Origin of the sequence: Acinetobacter sp. AOR01_HL, from assembly GCF_027855455.1 — a bacterium.
Taxonomy (GTDB): Bacteria; Pseudomonadota; Gammaproteobacteria; order Pseudomonadales; family Moraxellaceae; genus Acinetobacter; species Acinetobacter baumannii.
The window spans coordinates 1-15,977 of sequence record NZ_JAKTIM010000033.1 but is presented as its reverse complement, the minus strand read 5'-3'; the positions used below and the strand labels follow the sequence as shown (position 1 = coordinate 15,977).

The following is a 15,977-nucleotide window of genomic DNA, read 5'->3' as shown; positions in this document are numbered from 1 at the left end:
TGATGTTATGAGTGTATCTGAACATCCAAATCTGGACACTGTGCAAGGTACAGATTCACAAAAAGCAGTGAATGAAACCTTAGAAGATTATACTTTACGTTATGCTCCACACAGCTTTCGGCGCTGGAGTCCCAAAGTTGTTGCTATTACTGCACTTGGTGGTATTGCCTATCTTGCTGACTTTTCTATTGGTGCCAGTATTGGTATGTCTTATGGAACAACCAATGCTGTTTTCTCCATTTTATTTGCAGCGATTATTATCTTCTTAACCGGCATTCCTTTAGCCTACTACGCAGCTCGCTACAACATCGACCTTGACTTGATTACCCGCGGTGCAGGTTTTGGTTATATCGGTTCGGTTCTAACCAGTATCATTTTCGCCAGTTTCACCTTTATTTTCTTTGCCCTTGAAGGTTCAATCATGGCGCAAGGGTTATTGCTCGGTTTAGGCATTCCGCTTTGGGCAGGTTACCTCATCTCAACCGTTATGGTCATTCCACTCGTCATTTACGGCATGAAAGCTTTAAGTAAATTACAAGTCTGGACTACCCCACTTTGGCTCGTTCTGATGATTGGTCCGGTGGCCTATCTGATTTACCAAGAACCTACCTTAGTTAGCCAGTTTGCAACGTTTACAGGTCATGAAGGTTTTGCTCCTGTAGATATGGCAGCGATCATGCTTGGTGCGGGTATATGCTTATCCCTCATCATGCAAATCGGTGAGCAAATTGACTACCTACGCTTCATGCCTGCAAAAACAAAAGAAAATAGCAAAGCATGGTGGGCAGCGGTTATTTCAGCGGGTCCGGGCTGGGTGATTTTAGGGGCGATTAAACAAATTATTGGGGCATTTTTAGGTTTCTATTTACTCACTAAAATACCGGGCGTAAACAGCACTGAACCTGTTCAACAGTTTAATGCGGCGTTTCATGACATGCTTCCGGGCTGGGCGGCTTTAACACTTGCGGTTATTTTGGTGGTTATTTCTCAAATTAAAATTAATGTGACCAATGCTTACTCTGGTTCCCTCGCATGGACAAGTGCCTACACTCGTATTAGCAAACATTATCCGGGGCGTATTGTCTTTGTGATCGTAAACTTGGCAATTGCGCTTGCTTTGATGGAAGGCAACATGTTTGCGGTACTGGGTAAAATCTTAGGATTCTATTCAAACTTTGCAATTGCATGGGTTGTGGTTGTCGCAACAGACATTTCAATCAACAAATATGTTTTAAAACTTTCACCAAAAGAACCGGAATACCGCCGTGACATGCTCTACAACGTAAACCCTGTCGGTATGGTTGCTTTCCTTGTATCAGCAGGTTTATCGATTGCAGCATTCTTCGGATTATTGGGTAGTTTCCTAGCGCCTTACTCTCCAATTATTGCACTTGTACTTGCCTTTGTATTAACACCAATCATGGGCCTATTAACCAAAGGAAAATACTACATCAAGTCACACGATGACGGCGTTAAAGAACCACGTTACGATGCTGAAGGTACACCAGTAGCAACTGTTTATCACTGCCGCGTATGTGAGCAAGGCTATGAGCGTCCAGATATTATGTTCTCTCACAAACATAACGGTACAATTTGTTCTTTGTGTAAAACACTCGATGCTTAGCCCCCTTTACCAATTAAAAAAAGAAGCTTTAAAGCTTCTTTTTTACATCTGATGATTTAGCCAATCGGAAATAAACGCTCAGGCACCACATCTTTCATCACAATGGTTGAGATGAGCCGCTGCACACTTGGAATAGCAGATAGTTTTTCATCGTACAAACGCTGAAAAGCCGGTAAATCTTTAGCGACAACATGGAGTAAATAGTCAGGTTCACCAAACAAACGCTGCGCCTGAATAATTTGCGGAATCTCAATCACGGCATTTTCAAACTTCTCAACCGCCTGTTTATCGCCTTCTTTAAGCGTAATAAAAACAATTGCTGAAAACTCAAAACCGACTAAGTTTGGGTCGAGCTCTGCCCGATAGCCTTTGATAGCTCCTGACTCTTCTAAAGCCTTCACTCGTCTATGACAAGGTGAAATGCTCAAACCAACTTTTTCTGCCAACTCAGTGATAGATAATCGGCCATTTAATTGCAATTCAGCAAGAATCTTTTTATCTATGCGATCCATTTAGAAAAATTTACCCCAAATGTATGTGATATGAGCAAACATTTAAAAGCACATTCTAAATACATGAGCATATTATTTTCAACAAGCTCGAATAAATAGGGATTTTTTCTAAACCACGGGCGAAACCTTTGGAAAATTGTTTGCCGAGATAAGCATATGGCTTTTAACATTTTTATTGCATTTTGGAGTGTCTCCATTCTTTTTATTATTACGCCAGGGGCAGACTGGGCCTACGCTATTTCCGCAGGTATTAAGGGTAAAGTTGTCGTACCCGCTGTTGCAGGTATGCTATTTGGGCACTTTATTACGATTTTATTGGTAGCAGCTGGTGTTGGTCTGCTTGTAGCAAATAACCCAACTGCGCTTATGATTCTTACTGTTGCGGGTTCTGCCTATTTATTATGGATGGGAATAAATTTACTCATTACCCCTCCTACTCCGAATCAGTCTGGTTCTGAAAAGGCTCAGTCATGGTTGAGCTGGGCAACCAAAGGCGTTTACGTAAGTGGCTTAAACCCGAAAGTTTTTTTGCTCTTTTTAGCCCTGCTTCCTCAATTTATTGACACCACTGCTTCATGGTCAGTGACGACACAAATTCTTGCCTTTGGTGTTGTCCACATGATTAGCTGTGCAATTATTTACTTAATGGTGGGTTATGGTTCAGAGGCTATTTTGAAAACCAGACCACAAGCAGCACAGTTAGTCGGCCGTTTTTCAGGTGGTTTAATGGTCGTTATCGCAACGTGCTTATTGATTGGGCAAATTTAAAAGTCATTCAGCAAAAAGTTACTGGCCTCGATTTCAGGTCAGTAACTTAAATAATAAATATAAGAAAAAATTATCTCATTCGTTTGAGGTTATACGTCACGACTCCCCAAATAACCAGTTCTTGCCCCTCTTCAATATAAATATTCTGATAATCAGGATTTTCTGCTTTTAGCCACACTTTAGGGGGTTGAAATTGGGTATCAATCATTAAGCGCTTAACAGTAAAATCATTGTCGATAAGTGCAATCACGATATCGCCCGATTTAGCAGGAATACTACGGTCCACAATAAGCGGATCATCAATATCAATTCCGGCATCTAACATAGACAACGAATTGGCTTTCACAATAAACGTGGCATTTTCATTTCTAATTAAATATTCATTTAAATCGAGTGCTTGCTCAATATCGTCTTGCGCTGGTGATGGGAAACCCGCAGCAACACGTTCTGTCGCCAAAGGAATATGGTAAATTTTATCGTTGTTCGGATGCACCTGCTGTATTTTTAGTTTTGAAGTGAAATCTGTCTGGTTATCGGTTTTGACATTATTCAGTAACCAATTTTTGATAAAGTTGACTTGAGATTCAGGAACACGAATCACTTTAGTGGGTTCATTGAACTGTGCTTTACGGCCGGCGTTTTCCCGTGCACCGCCATGCTCGAATTCTTTCTTCTTTGGCATATCGCCTCCATTTCACCGTTCAAATCCTACACAGACAATGTAACTTGAAAAAGTTACATTTTCAAGTTGACGAAATATTTTTTTTGCATAACAATAAATTTCATGATCAGATTTTAATCCATTTTGCTTTTAACAGGGATGTTAAAACGGAAATGGTAAGTTGAAGAGAATCAAAACCTATTGTGAAATAGTCCTTATTACTGACTGTTTTGATTTTTATCAATGAAATTCTGAACACTTAAATATGAGTTAGATTCAGTTTTTGGTATGGAGACATGCGAAATGAAAAATCAACGTGATGCAGTTTTAGGTTATGCAGATGAACAACATGCCTACTATATCCGTCTTATTGAAAATGATGCGGTATTAGGCGAAAGCTATGGAATTTTCTGTGAAAATCCGGAAAGTGAAGCAGCCGAAAGTATTATGACGACACTATTTTTAAAGAAATCATTTTGGTTAAATGGCTCAGAATTCACAGATATCGTAAAAGGCTTACATCCCCTTACCCATTCATAAGTTTAAAATAATAAAAATAAAGGAGGCATAATGCCTCCTTTATTCTCAAAAACTGTTTGCTTAAGACGTAAAGCGTCCATAAGCATCGCGTTTTTGATTACGAGAGTTCTGACCACGACCATCTGAACGGCCACGGCGGTCATCATCGTCGTCATCGTCATCACGACGGCTGCGACCACGGCCTCGGCCACTTGAACGACCACGGTCATCATCTTCATCGTCATCATCATAACGGCTGCGACCACGGCCTCGGCCACCTGAACGGCCACGGTCATCATCTTCGTCATCATCATCACGACGGCTGCGACCACGGCCTCGGCCACCTGAGCGACCTCGATCATCATCTTCATCGTCGTCATCATAACGACTGCGACCACGGCCTCGGCCACCTGAGCGACCGCGATCATCATCTTCGTCATCATCGTCACGACGGCTGCGACCACGACCTCGACCGCCTGAACGACCGCGATCATCATCTTCATCGTCGTCATCATAACGGCTGCGACCACGGCCTCGGCCACCTGAACGGCCACGATCATCATCTTCGTCGTCATCGTCACGACGGCTGCGACCACGACCACGACCGCCCGAACGACCGCGATCATCATCTTCATCGTCGTCATCATAACGGCTGCGACCACGACCTCGGCCACCTGAGCGACCGCGATCATCATCTTCATCGTCGTCATCACGGCGGCTGCGGCCACGACCTCGACCGCCCGAACGACCGCGATCATCATCTTCATCGTCATCATCACGGCGGCTGCGACCACGACCTCGACCGCCCGAACGACCGCGATCATCATCTTCATCGTCGTCATCACGACTTCGACCACGGCCTCGACCGCCTGAACAACCGCGATCATCTTCTTCATCGTCGTCATCACGACTGCGACCACGGCCTCGGCCACCTGAGCGACCGCGATCATCATCTTCGTCGTCATCATCATAACGACTGCGGCCACGGCCTCGACCGCTTGAACGGCCACGGTCATCATCTTCGTCGTCATCATAACGGCTGCGACCACGACCATTACGATCATCGTTTTTATGACTTAAAGCACCAGCTTCACGAGCCTCTTCTGAGGTAAATTCATGTGCGTTACCACTGGCATGTGCAGCACGGCCAGCTTCACGAGCTTCTTCTGAAGTAAATTCATGCGCATTGCCACTGGCATGTGCAGCTCGCCCACCTTTACTGGCTATTTCTCTGACTCTTTCAGGATCCATACTTGCAAATCCACGATTTGAAGTACCTGAACTATTGTTATCATCTTCATATCTAGTATTAGCCATAGTTATATCTTCCTATATTAAAATTATAAGTCGCTACCGCTTTTATTGAACGGATAAATTTAAGATAAGAGATTTAAAATATTTTTATACCCATGCTATGTTTCAATCTTTTTAAATGTATATAATTTAAATTTCAAACAAAAACTCTAACTTCATTATTTAAATAAAGATTTTCTTAGTTAAAATATTTATAAATTATTAGCTAATTTTACTTTTTAAATACTCACCATACTTATTATTACTCAATCCTACATAACAATATATTTTTACAAATGCATTTAAAAATTCAGGCTAAATAACACAAACTTTCATAACGTACAAATCAATAAAAAACAAAAACATCTTCACTATTGAAGAAACAAACCTAAAATATAATTAAAATTATTTAAAAACAATAACATAAACCATTACTTTTGCATAAAAACTTTACTTGAGTGATTAAAATCAAGATTTAAAATTAACATATAATATTTGTGAGAAAAGAATGATGCAACCTACTCATACACACTCAACGCTACAATATATTCATATTTCTGTACCTGAAATTTTACTCAGTAATATTGAAATAAAAAATTCTTGGCAAGATTATAACCAAGAATGGAGCTATAGATTAGACCCACCTCACGCAAGTCATCCTTTTCAGAGAGACTTGTATATTATTAAATCAAAAAATATTGAAACGGAAGATATAAAAAAATTACTAGATAATATAGTTGTTAAAAACAATAAAAATAAAGATGACTTAAAAAATATAGTCGAAGCTGAAACAGTAATAAAAGAAATTTTAGATTTGTCTAATTATATACCTATAGAAAGTTGGCTAAATGATACAGGTAATCGATCAATTGTTGAAAGTATGATTGATAAAAACAAGGTTAAGTTATTGGATATTATCTAACCTAACTTGATATGTTATATTTTTTTACATCCTTATATATAAAATAACAAAGACAACTTTTTAAAAAAGACTATTTACTCATATTCACGTGCAGATTAACCAATATAGAGGGACTGAAAATTAAATAGAGGTAGTCTAGACATGGAAAATACAACGAATCAGTATCCATCAGAAGTTCCTGCACAAGTTCAACCTCATCAGCCAGGTGATCAGGAGAAAATGCATCCTGAACCAGAAATTATTAAAGCATCCCATAAGGGCAGTGAAAAACTAAAAGGCAAAGTTGCCGTCATTAGCGGTGGTGATAGCGGTATAGGCCGTTCAGTTGCCGTACTATTTGCCCGTGAAGGTGCCGATATTGCTGTACTGTACCTTGAAGAAGACCAAGATGCCGAAATTACTAAACAGCTTATTGAAAAGGAAGGACAACAATGTCTTTTATTGAAAGGTGATATTTCCGATCCAGACCTTGCAAAACAAAATATTGATAAGGTTTTACAGCATTTTGGAAAAATTAATATTTTAGTGAATAATGCGGGTGTGCAATATCAACAAAAAGAAATTGAAAGTATTAGTAATGAACAATTAGAAAAAACATTTAAAACAAATATTTTTGCCATGTTTTATTTAACCAAAGAAGCCATTCCTTATATGGAGGAAGGCGATAGCATTATTAACACCACCAGTATTACCAGTTACCAAGGTCATGATGAGTTGATTGACTATGCAAGTACTAAAGGTGCAATTACCTCTTTTACTCGTAGTCTATCGAACAATTTAATGAAGCAGAAAAAAGGTATTCGTGTAAATGGTGTTGCACCAGGCCCAATCTGGACTCCCCTTATTCCAAGTAGTTTCGATGCCGAGACTGTCGAAAAGTTTGGTAAAGATACCCCAATGGGTAGAATGGGTCAGCCAAGTGAAGTCGCCCCTGCTTATCTTTTCCTTGCCTCAGATGATGCAAGTTATATTACTGGTCAGGTTATTCATGTAAATGGGGGTCAAATTGTTAATGGCTAATAACATAATTTAGAAAAAGCCCTGAAAGCGTTTAAACTTTCAGGGCTTTTTTTATTTAAGCTGGTACATGTGCGGCTATTTGTTCTCGTGACCAAACACGGTGTGCTTTAATCAGGTTCTTAAATTTTTCCGCAACATGCTGGAACTCATCTTCAATTAAAGTTCCTTCATCCGCCACTAAACCTAATGGTTCAAGCAAATCAGATTTATTACCTAAAAATACGATTGGCTTTAAGTGCTTATAAGCTTCGAGTAAGTAATGGCGAGCTACCCCATCTTGCATAACCGTATTTAGGTTATCGCCATCCGGAATAATTACCGCATCATAGGCAATTGAAGGCTCAGACATTTGCATGCCATCAGCCACAATAACGTTATCTTTATGATCTTTGACTGGAGCCAAGCTCGGTGCTAGTAAGTGAAGGATTACGCCTTCTTTAATTGCCCAGTTTTTAATAGCTTCTAATGCATCAGACTTCACCATGTTATGGATAAGTACGGCAACTTTTCTACCTTGAATATCTTCAGGTGGGAAAGCTAAAAAAGATAACTTGGCAGATTTTTCAACTGCTGTTTTCTTATAGTTTAGGGTTAAGTCAGGCACTTCAATACCTAAATTTGCCCCTACTTGGCGTGCCAAATCTAAGTCGATATTAGCCAAAATTTGTTGAACTTGACGCTCACGAATATGCTTTCTTTGAACTTTACTTAATTCAAAAGTATAGGCATCGACTACATGTTTTTGTTCATGGGGTGCAAGGCTTTTGTAATATAGTCGCGGTTGAGAGAAATAATCAGAGAACGTCTCACTTCTTTGACGAAGTTTATGTCCACTAATTTTTTCAGGATAACTTTCAAAACCACCATTTGATGCCGCTGGCGGTGTTTCTACTGGCCAATTTCCATCAATTGAGTTTGGTTGATATGCAGCCTGTCCTTTATGAATGGTATGCTGATGAATACCATCACGTTGATTGTTATGGAATGGACACACAGGTTTGTTAATCGGAATTTGGTGGAAGTTTGGTCCACCTAAGCGGCTTAGCTGGGTATCTGTGTATGAAAATAGACGTGCTTGTAAAAGTGGGTCATCTGTAAAATCAATACCAGGTACTACATGACCCGGACAGAAAGCTACCTGCTCTGTTTCAGCAAAGAAGTTATCTACATTTCTATTTAAAACGAATCGGCCAATTGGCGTAACAGGAACTAATTCTTCAGGAATAATTTTTGTTGGGTCCAGCAAATCGAAGTCAAAGTTCATTTCATCTTCTTCTTCGACAATCTGCACGCCGAGTTCCCATTCTGGATAAAAACCGTGCTCAATTGCTTCATAAAGATCACGACGGTGGAAATCCGGGTCTTTACCCGCAAGTTTTTGAGCTTCATCCCATACCAGCGCACTTAAACCTTGTTTTGGTGTCCAGTGAAATTTCACAAAATGTGATTTACCTTCAGCATTAATTAAACGGAACGTATGAACACCAAAACCTTGGATTGAACGTAAGTTACGAGGAATCGCACGGTCTGACATCGCCCAAATTACAGCATGTGCTGACTCGGGTACTAAAGACACAAAATCCCAGAAAGTATCATGCGCAGTTGCACCTGTTGGGATTTCTGTGTCCGGTTCAGGTTTTACCGCATGTACAAAGTCTGGAAATTTAATCCCGTCTTGCACAAAAAAGACAGGTGCGTTATTTCCTACCAAGTCGAAGTTACCTTCTTGGGTATAAAACTTAATGGCAAAACCGCGAATATCACGGACAGTATCGGCTGAACCACGAGGCCCTTGGACTGTTGAAAAACGTACAAAAATAGGCGTCTGAATAGTTGGGTCTGTCAAGAATCCAGCTTTGGTTAAACGTTCGTTTCCTTCATATGCCTGAAAATAACCATGTGCCCCTACACCACGCGCATGCACAATACGCTCAGGTATACGCTCATGGTCAAAGTGGGTGATTTTTTCTCTTAAAATGAAATCTTCCAATAAAGTCGAGCCACGAATACCCGCTCTTAAGCTATTTTGGTTATCCGCTATTTTAACCCCCTGATTTGTGGTTAAAGCTTCATTAGTTGCATCATCTCTAACTGTGTCTAACTGTTCAGTTTTCTGGGTAGTATTGGCTTTATTTGCTGCATCGGCACCAGCCATTTCACTTGTTTTATTGGTTGATTTAGTATTGTCGTTCATGTCCATTACCTATGTTTTTGAAAGTTAAACTTGGGGTTGAAGTAGAAAACGTTTATAAAACTAGTTTTTAAACGTACCTAAATAAGGAAAAAGGAGTTCTACGTATTTACGAGTACTCCAAAGACCAATACTTTTATGATGAGAATCTGGGGCAAGAAACGGAGTAAGTTTGCAAATCTTTATGGCAAGGTCACTTGATTGTTGGACGCGCTCTTGTAGTGCATCAAGTTCGCCATCCGAGATATAACTAAATAAATAGTCCTGAATACGCTGGCTATTCTTTAGTTCTCTGCTGTATGCCAAGAAGCTAGAAGAATGATCACTACCAGCAATCCAGTCATGAATAATTTGGCGCTCTACAGGGTTAAACACCCCAAACATTTTTCCATTTTCTTCATTAATCATTCGCCAGAATACGCTCTGTTCAGGGTCGGTATTAAACTTAATCCATTTGTGTTCAGTTAAATGAGTGATTAAACCTGCAATGTCATCGGGATTTGATAACCATTGATTAATGGTCTTGCACCCAAACTGTCTGGTTTCGTTATGGATTAACTGACCGACAAGCGCCTTTCTTTTGAAAATTCTATGGACAAAGTCTTCAGTATTTAAATTTTTTATAATGTTTGAAGAAGATACCCCATGATTATTAAGGGCAAAACCACGTTTTAGCTTGGTCAAGAAGAGTTCTTTATCTCTATATTTATTATAAATATCTTCAATAACTTTAATGGCTTTATAGGCATGGCCATTGTCAATATTGTCGATAGTGATATGAAGATTAAAGTATTTAGAATCAATACCTAATTCAGCAAGCTCATAATTGGAAATTAAAAGATGCAGTGGTAACTGCTCATAGCCTAAATTAAAACCCACAATCTCGGGAATAAACTCAGAAGGCGCATAACCCAGAGCAAGCTGCACAACTGCTTGATGATAATACTCGTCTTCTAAAAGCAGATCGAAACTGTCTAGCCCTAGACTGCGTAAAAGGTCATCATAGATACAGACATGGTTTGCTTTTGGCTCACCTAACCCAAGCTCTTCGAGATAAGTAATAATTAATTCATGAAAAATAGGATCATTCCAATAATGCACTGAGCTATATAGCCATGCACCGTCTACTTTTTTGGTTGGAGACACCTTTATTAAAAACTCAAATGCCTGAGCGACGTTCTTAAAATACTCTCTATCTTGACCAGATTGTCTACGATTTAAATATGCCTGAAATTCCTGACAATTTTTTTTATTATCGTTTTCACACCATGCCTTAATCAAATTAATATCCGAAGGAAAATCTATTTCCTTCATCTCTAGTTTATCTATCTCTTTAGCAAGAAAATCTCTAGCCTTTTTCTCTTTCTCAAAGCTAGAAACATCAGGATCAAGGAAAAAAACAAACAATTCATAATAATTTTGTTGATTATCTTGTAATAAGTCTAATAATCGTTTTTTCACTACAACAGGCATTTTCATTCTCCGTTTGTGAGATATCAATTACCATACGTCACCCTACCTATAATCGAGTTTTAAGTTTGTTATTTTGCGTTATTAAAAAACAAGGTAAATACAATAAATCTAAAAAATTCATAGACATATAAAATAACGCAAAATTACATTTAAACTTTTAGTATTATTTAAGCTGCTGTTTTTATATAAAATTTGCAAAACTTAATCCAATTTTACATTAACTTCACCATCAAAATTATAAACATTAAAAAAATAACAAAGCAAACAATTAAATAGTTTTATAACATTTTAAAAACAATTGTAGGGAGAATTAAAATGTTCAATAAATGTTGCGAATTATTAGCAAAGGAAAAAATTAAAATTGCATTTTTTGAAAGCGCCTCTGCGGGTTACCTTGCTTATCGTTTCTCTTTAAGTCCTTATTCAGGTGATATTCTGATTGGAAGCCTTGTGAGTTACGACCTTCGCGTAAAGGAAAATACCTTACATATTTCAGAAGAGCTTATTGAAAAATATACTGCAGAATCAATGCAAGTAACTGTTGAAATGATTAATAAAGGTAAAGAACTTTTACATGCTGACCTGTATGTTGCCTGCACAGGTCTTTTGAAAAAAGGCGGCTCTGAAACACCAGAAAAACCTGTAGGTACTTTCTTTTACTCAATATATTATAAAAATAATTTTTATAATTTTAGACGTGTTTTAAGGGGGCCAGCCTTTTTAAAACTAAGAAAGTTGATTTACTATGTTACTCAAGATATAAAACTTATTATATTAGAAGACAAAAGGCGTTAATTTTATATAAAAGTTAACAAATATACATTTAGAAATATTTATTATCTTTCTTAAATATTATGTGCTGAAATGTAATTTTTTAAATGTTCATATTAATAATGTTTATGACATAAAATTACATACATTAAAAATCAGCAATTTATTTAAAATTTATAAATTTTAAGTTTACAGTTAAATATAGGGTAACACCCCTACCCTACACATTTAAAATCTACATGTTTTAATAACCCTATCTGAAGCTCTCAGATAAAACACATCGTCATAATTGATATGAGGTATTAAAAATGAGCACTACTAATAATCAAGCAAATCAACGCAATAATCAGCAGCAACAACAACAGCAAAATGACAACCGTAATCAACAGCAACACGGTAACCAACAGCAAAACGATCAACAGCAACAAAATAACCAGCAACAACAGCAAAATGATAACCGCGGCCAACAACAAGGATCTAATCAAAAAGATTCTGGCCAACAAAACTCAAATAACAACCAACAACGTTAATCGTTTGTAGTTGTTCTTTGATGCGGTCGATCATTTAGGAAGGTGACCTCACCTTCCTAAATCAAAATATAAGCATAAAATTCAATAAAATATGAGGGAATTCTGATGACAGATCAAAATACAGATCATGCTCAATTGGTAGCTGGCGATCATAACTATTCTGACTCTCGCTGGCGCGAAAGCTATCTTACTCGACCTTATTATCAAGAAGCGCAATTAACTACACCAGATCTAGATTATGATCGTGATTTCTCTGCAGCTTATGAACTTGGTCATCGAGCTCGTTCTGAATCTAAAGAAGGAACTCAGTTTGAAGATATGGAAGGCAGCTTGCAGCAAAAATGGGAAGAGCTAAAAGCTGAGTCCCGCCTAAAATGGGAACACGCTAAACAAGCGATTAAAGATGCGTGGGATGATATGTAACATCCTCAAAAGGTCCATAGCTATAAGCTTATTTCCTATTGGCCCTGGGAAATAGGCTTTTTTATTGTCCTAACGTTATGAGCATTAAAAAAATGGTGGCATATTAAAATTATGACTAAGATATTGATTTGCTGAATTTGGATCATCAAAAACTTCTTTTTTAAATTGTACACTCGGTGTTGTAGCGAGTACATGTGTCGGCTTAATAGTAACTTCTACTACATACTTATTTTGCTCATACTTGGCTTTTACGCCATAAATCTCAGAATCATTAATGCAAGTTCCATCTGTAAAATATACAAACATACGTACTACCTTAAATATTACTCATCATAACGGTCTTATCAAAAATAAAGCCTGACTAGATAATCAGGTCAGGCCTTTCATCAAAATTAACTTTGATTTTTCTTAAAATATTCAATTATTTCTTCCCCATTATTTACAGGCTTTTTCTGCGAAGGGTAAGTTTCTTCATAGGCATAGGCGGGTAAAGTAATTTTAGCTCGAATTGGAGGTAATTTTTCTTGTCCACCTGTGGTAATTCGCTCAATAAAACCAGCAAGCCAAAGTACAAACTCCTGAGTATTTTTACTTTTAGGAATAAGACTTAAATCCAATTTAATTTTTGACTCTTGTAAAGGTTTAATGAGTATTTCGGCAAAATCAATATAATTATATAAAAGCTTTAATTTTGTCCCCTTTATTTCTTGTCTGAGTTCAATCATCAAATTATTAAGATCTTCCATCGGATCATCCGTAAAGCCTTTTTTTTCTTTAACATTTTGATATATTTTCTCAGCTATTTTTAAATATTGGGGCATATCCTTACCTTTTATAGTTCGCTCTTACTAAAATGAATTTTGGATGAATATAAGTAAGCTATTGTGTTTGTTTTATTAACTTTTTGAAACGGTAACTTAAGATTGCAACAAAACGGTAACAACAAATTCTCCAAATTGTAAAAACAAAATAAATATTTGATTAATTTTATATTTTTATATATTTCATTATTATTAAATTATATTTTTTATATAAAATAACGATTAAAAAAGCCTACTAATAAAGTAGGCTTTTGAAAGAAGCTAATCTATTACGAGTTTTTATTCATGTCATGAGATGTAGCTGGATCACTTGCTTCATGCATGCCGTCATTTCTTGAATTACGATCTTGGCAAGCACTCATACCCATAGCAATTGCCAACACCATACTTACTGCACAAAAGATTCTTACCATTTAAATCACCTTTATAAATATTAAAATGTAGGTTTATGAATAACATTATTTTATGTTGGCCTACCGCAGTGGTTCTCTTAACTTTTGTAGATTATGCAAGCTTTTGTAAAAACCAAAAATTATGATTAATAAAATTATATTTCTTGCAATTGATATTTTGGTTATTTTTTGGCAAGCAATGTTTAGGAGACTCTGGTCATGTTATAAAATTCGAATTATTAAATAGTTTAGCCAAACAACACACCTAATTAGAGATATTGATATACTATACAAATAAACAATTAATAAATATTTGATATATAAGATTAAAAAATAATGATGTGACTTATATTAAAATTATTTATATTCATATTATATTTTTTAATTTTTCTATTTTCTAAATAAAAACAGTGAAATATTTATATCAAGTTATATAAATCAATCTTTTATTTTTGCAATTGACCCACCACAATGCTCAGCTTATGATGCTCGCGCTGACCAATTTTGTCAGTCGGTTTTAGCAGACCGTCTACCTAAGTGCACTAAAAACACGTTTTTTGGTGTGACGCCCCTCGTGCCTTTGATGGAGGAATGATCTGCCCCCATAAAGTTGGACAGTTAGTTAAGCAGTTTTTATAAACTGGTTTCTATATTGTACAGGGGATAAACCTTGTAGCTTCACCTTGATTCTCTCATGATTATAATAATGAATGTATTCTCGTATCGTTTTCTCTAATTCATCAATTGATTGAAATTTTTCTCCATGAAAGCATTCCGATTTTAATATTCCAAAGAAGCTTTCTATTACAGCATTATCTAAGCAATTTCCTTTACGAGACATACTTTGAATTAAACCATGTTGCTTTAATTGCTGTTGGTAATGAGCCATTTGATATTGCCATCCTTGATCTGAATGGAGAATTGGTTTCTCATGTCGCTTAAGTTTAGCTAAAGCATGAATGAGCATATCTTTCACTAACTCATAATTGAGTTTACGTTGGATTCGGAAGGTAATAATTTCCCCATTAAACAAATCTATAATTGGTGATAAATAAAGTTTTTCACCGTTAACATTAAATTCCGTCACATCAGTTGCCCATTTCTGGTTGGGATGGTTCGCTTTAAATTGCCGTTGCATAATGTTATCAGCCACCGTCCCGACACAACCACTTTTATATGAGCGATATTTCAATGCTCTGATACGTGATTTAATTCCCATGGTTTTCATAAGGCGATATACACATTTATGGTTGATTATTATTCCTGTACTTTTCAGGGCAAGAGTAATTCTACGATAGCCATAGCATCCCTTATGCTTGTGATATATGGACTTAATCTGCTGTTTTAACTCAGTATATTTGTCATTAGAGCGTACAGCTTTCATGTGATAGAAATAAGTACTACGAGCAATCTTTGCAATACTGAGTAAGAGTTTTAATGGATAAATTTGCCTTAATTCTGAAATAACCTGAACAGTGTCTGCAGTACAAAGTGTATTTAAGTACGTTGCTTCAGTTTTAAGGCTTTTAGCTTTTTTAAAAAGGCAACCTCCGCTCGTAAAGCGGTCACTTCATCAATGAGTTCCTGTTGAGATTTATCTTTGTCTTCTTTTATAGGCTTAGTTATTTTGGTTTTATCTTGTTTAACCATATTGGTATAAATCCTCGTAGTATTAAACCCGGCAATCCCTTCTTTATGATACTGAGCGAGCCACCTTCTTAAAATTGACGTCCCGCTCAGATTTAACCGTCTTCTAACTTCTCTTACCGGTATCTTATCAAGAAGCATTTGTACAGCCTTGATTTTAAATTCGGAAGAGTAGTAGGTTTTTTTAGTTTTAACATTCAGGCCATCTTCACCTTGTGCCTTATAGTTTTCAATCCATAAGCGGATGGTTTGGAGATCAACATTAAATTCTTGTGAAAGGATTTTATATCCTTTACTTCCATCTAAATAAGCTTGAATGACTTTTAATTTTAACTCTTTTGAATGCTTCGGAATTGGCATAGGGCACACCTCATAAGTTTAAAAAGTCTAACTTATGGGGTGCAGTTCAG

General features: G+C 37.0%; 18 protein-coding genes. 8 read left to right on the top strand and 10 right to left on the bottom strand.

Annotated elements, in window-relative coordinates:
* The first annotated feature begins 7 nt into the window (after window positions 1–7).
* A complete protein-coding gene (locus MKL62_RS09840; RefSeq protein WP_000116432.1) occupies window positions 8–1,624 on the top strand; it encodes a purine-cytosine permease family protein in 1,617 nt (538 codons plus the stop codon).
* A gap of 56 nt (window positions 1,625–1,680) precedes the next feature.
* On the opposite strand, the gene MKL62_RS09835 is transcribed toward MKL62_RS09840, so the two are convergent.
* A complete protein-coding gene (locus MKL62_RS09835) occupies window positions 1,681–2,136 on the bottom strand; it encodes an Lrp/AsnC family transcriptional regulator (RefSeq protein WP_000373858.1) in 456 nt (151 codons plus the stop codon).
* 156 nt (window positions 2,137–2,292) lie between these two features.
* On the opposite strand from MKL62_RS09835, the gene MKL62_RS09830 reads away from it, so the two are divergent.
* Complete coding sequence (locus tag MKL62_RS09830; RefSeq protein ID WP_000885227.1) at window positions 2,293–2,904, top strand: LysE family translocator; 612 nt, start codon at window positions 2,293–2,295, stop codon at window positions 2,902–2,904.
* 70 nt (window positions 2,905–2,974) lie between these two features.
* Here MKL62_RS09830 and MKL62_RS09825 read toward each other — a convergent pair whose 3' ends face one another.
* Window positions 2,975–3,586, bottom strand: a complete 612-nt coding sequence (locus MKL62_RS09825; RefSeq protein ID WP_001124839.1) for a LexA family protein — start codon at window positions 3,584–3,586, stop codon at window positions 2,975–2,977.
* Between the two features lie 282 nt (window positions 3,587–3,868).
* Here MKL62_RS09825 and MKL62_RS09820 point away from each other — a divergent pair, with 282 nt between their 5' ends.
* Window positions 3,869–4,105, top strand: coding sequence for a hypothetical protein (locus tag MKL62_RS09820; protein WP_000795915.1), 237 nt, complete (start codon window positions 3,869–3,871; stop codon window positions 4,103–4,105).
* 60 nt (window positions 4,106–4,165) lie between these two features.
* Here MKL62_RS09820 and MKL62_RS09815 read toward each other — a convergent pair whose 3' ends face one another.
* On the bottom strand, window positions 4,166–5,401 hold the full coding sequence (locus tag MKL62_RS09815; protein WP_270899761.1) for a KGG domain-containing protein: 1,236 nt from the start codon (window positions 5,399–5,401) through the stop codon (window positions 4,166–4,168).
* A gap of 484 nt (window positions 5,402–5,885) precedes the next feature.
* Here MKL62_RS09815 and MKL62_RS09810 point away from each other — a divergent pair, with 484 nt between their 5' ends.
* Together MKL62_RS09810 and MKL62_RS09805 are read left to right on the top strand one after the other, a co-directional pair.
* Window positions 5,886–6,299, top strand: a complete 414-nt coding sequence (locus MKL62_RS09810; RefSeq protein ID WP_005128906.1) for a DUF6367 family protein — start codon at window positions 5,886–5,888, stop codon at window positions 6,297–6,299.
* A gap of 141 nt (window positions 6,300–6,440) precedes the next feature.
* Window positions 6,441–7,319 carry an SDR family oxidoreductase gene (locus MKL62_RS09805; RefSeq protein ID WP_000432325.1) on the top strand — a complete coding sequence of 293 codons (879 nt, stop codon included), beginning with the start codon at window positions 6,441–6,443 and terminating at the stop codon, window positions 7,317–7,319.
* A 55-nt stretch (window positions 7,320–7,374) separates the two neighbouring features.
* Here MKL62_RS09805 and katE read toward each other — a convergent pair whose 3' ends face one another.
* Both katE and MKL62_RS09795 read right to left on the bottom strand, forming a co-directional pair.
* Window positions 7,375–9,519, bottom strand: a complete 2,145-nt coding sequence (gene katE / locus MKL62_RS09800; protein WP_098713389.1) for a catalase HPII — start codon at window positions 9,517–9,519, stop codon at window positions 7,375–7,377.
* Between the two features lie 54 nt (window positions 9,520–9,573).
* The gene (locus tag MKL62_RS09795; RefSeq protein WP_001145679.1) at window positions 9,574–10,983 is read right to left on the bottom strand and encodes an iron-containing redox enzyme family protein; all 1,410 of its coding nucleotides are present in this window, start codon (window positions 10,981–10,983) and stop codon (window positions 9,574–9,576) included.
* 315 nt (window positions 10,984–11,298) lie between these two features.
* Between MKL62_RS09795 and MKL62_RS09790 the strand changes: the two genes are divergently transcribed.
* The 3 genes from MKL62_RS09790 (at window position 11,299) to surA1 (ending at window position 12,707) form a co-directional block, all read left to right on the top strand.
* Window positions 11,299–11,778, top strand: a complete 480-nt coding sequence (locus MKL62_RS09790) for a CinA family protein (RefSeq protein ID WP_000482091.1) — start codon at window positions 11,299–11,301, stop codon at window positions 11,776–11,778.
* A 284-nt stretch (window positions 11,779–12,062) separates the two neighbouring features.
* The gene (locus tag MKL62_RS09785; RefSeq protein ID WP_000108365.1) at window positions 12,063–12,284 is read left to right on the top strand and encodes a hypothetical protein; all 222 of its coding nucleotides are present in this window, start codon (window positions 12,063–12,065) and stop codon (window positions 12,282–12,284) included.
* Window positions 12,285–12,389: 105 nt separating this feature from the next.
* Entirely contained in the window at window positions 12,390–12,707 is a 318-nt protein-coding gene (gene surA1, locus MKL62_RS09780; protein WP_000132045.1) for a surface antigen protein 1, read from the top strand.
* A gap of 84 nt (window positions 12,708–12,791) precedes the next feature.
* Here the strand turns inward: surA1 and MKL62_RS09775 are convergent, their stop codons facing one another.
* The 5 genes from MKL62_RS09775 to MKL62_RS09755 all read right to left on the bottom strand — a co-directional run bounded on the left by MKL62_RS09775 (window position 12,792) and on the right by MKL62_RS09755 (window position 15,927).
* On the bottom strand, window positions 12,792–13,013 hold the full coding sequence (locus tag MKL62_RS09775) for a hypothetical protein (protein ID WP_000498480.1): 222 nt from the start codon (window positions 13,011–13,013) through the stop codon (window positions 12,792–12,794).
* 86 nt (window positions 13,014–13,099) lie between these two features.
* Window positions 13,100–13,528: a hypothetical protein gene (locus tag MKL62_RS09770; RefSeq protein ID WP_001136759.1), complete on the bottom strand. Its 429-nt coding sequence runs from the start codon at window positions 13,526–13,528 to the stop codon at window positions 13,100–13,102.
* Between the two features lie 269 nt (window positions 13,529–13,797).
* Complete coding sequence (locus MKL62_RS09765; protein ID WP_000251637.1) at window positions 13,798–13,941, bottom strand: hypothetical protein; 144 nt, start codon at window positions 13,939–13,941, stop codon at window positions 13,798–13,800.
* A gap of 601 nt (window positions 13,942–14,542) precedes the next feature.
* On the bottom strand, window positions 14,543–15,385 hold the full coding sequence (locus tag MKL62_RS09760) for an IS3 family transposase (RefSeq protein WP_223673390.1): 843 nt from the start codon (window positions 15,383–15,385) through the stop codon (window positions 14,543–14,545).
* Window positions 15,386–15,417: 32 nt separating this feature from the next.
* Window positions 15,418–15,927 (bottom strand): helix-turn-helix domain-containing protein, encoded by a 510-nt coding sequence (locus tag MKL62_RS09755; protein ID WP_001122273.1) that lies wholly within the window; start codon window positions 15,925–15,927, stop codon window positions 15,418–15,420.
* Window positions 15,928–15,977: the final 50 nt, after the last annotated feature.